Origin of the sequence: Acidaminococcus hominis, from assembly GCF_900291475.1 — a bacterium.
Lineage (GTDB): Bacteria > Bacillota > Negativicutes > Acidaminococcales > Acidaminococcaceae > Acidaminococcus > Acidaminococcus hominis.
In genome coordinates this window covers 1-846 of the sequence record NZ_OLMM01000023.1, presented here as the reverse complement: position 1 = coordinate 846, position 846 = coordinate 1, and the positions used below count along the sequence as shown (strand labels likewise).

Here is an 846-nt window from a genome sequence, read left to right as displayed (position 1 = left end):
TACAAGGGAGGTACGAAATAATGAAATCGTATAAGGATTATATGCTGTTCAATAAATTGCCCCATACCTGGTGTGCCGGGTGCGGGCACGGTATTGTCCTGCAATCCATTGCCCAGGTCATGGCGGACCTGGACCTGGACAAGCATGATATTGCCCTGGTCAGCGGCATCGGCTGCTTTGGCCGTGTGGACGACTATCTGGACATCAACTGCATGCACGTAACCCATGGCCGTGCCCTGGCAGCTGCTACGGGCGTAGCCCTGGGCAACCCGGACCTGCACGTGCTGTGCACCATGGGTGATGGGGATGGTACCACCATTGGCGGCAACCATCTGATCCATGCAGCCCGGCGTAACATCAACGTAACGGCCATTATCTCCAACAACTACAACTATGGGCAGACCGGCGGCCAGTATTCCGCCACTACCCCTACCCACAGCATTACCCAAACCTCTCCCTACGGCCATGTAGAACAGAATTTCGATATCTGCAAGCTGGCCATTGCGGCAGGTGCTTCCTATGTAGGCCGTGCTACTGTCTACAATCCCGTACTGATCCGCAAACTGATTAAGGAAGGGATGCAGGTACAAGGGTTCTCCCTGATTGAGGTCATGTCCGACTGCCCCACCCACTATGGCAAGTTCAACAAGCTGGGCGAAGCTTCCAAGATGATGAAGCTGATGAACGACCAGAGCGTCACGGTGGCCCAGGCCGCCAAGATGACGGAAGAAGAACTGGCTGGGAAACTGGTGGTAGGCTGCCTGAAGAATGCGCCCCGGGAAGACTACTATACCAGCTACAAGAAGATTATCGATGCGCAGGAAGTTGAGGGATAAAGATGAAAAA

At 54.1% G+C, this 846-nt stretch carries 1 protein-coding gene; it reads left to right on the top strand.

All coding sequences use genetic code 11. The features are described 5' to 3' along the window. Positions 1 to 20: 20 nt before the first annotated feature. Positions 21 to 836, top strand: coding sequence for a thiamine pyrophosphate-dependent enzyme (locus tag C7E10_RS11920; RefSeq protein WP_105326506.1), 816 nt, complete (start codon positions 21 to 23; stop codon positions 834 to 836). Positions 837 to 846: the final 10 nt, after the last annotated feature.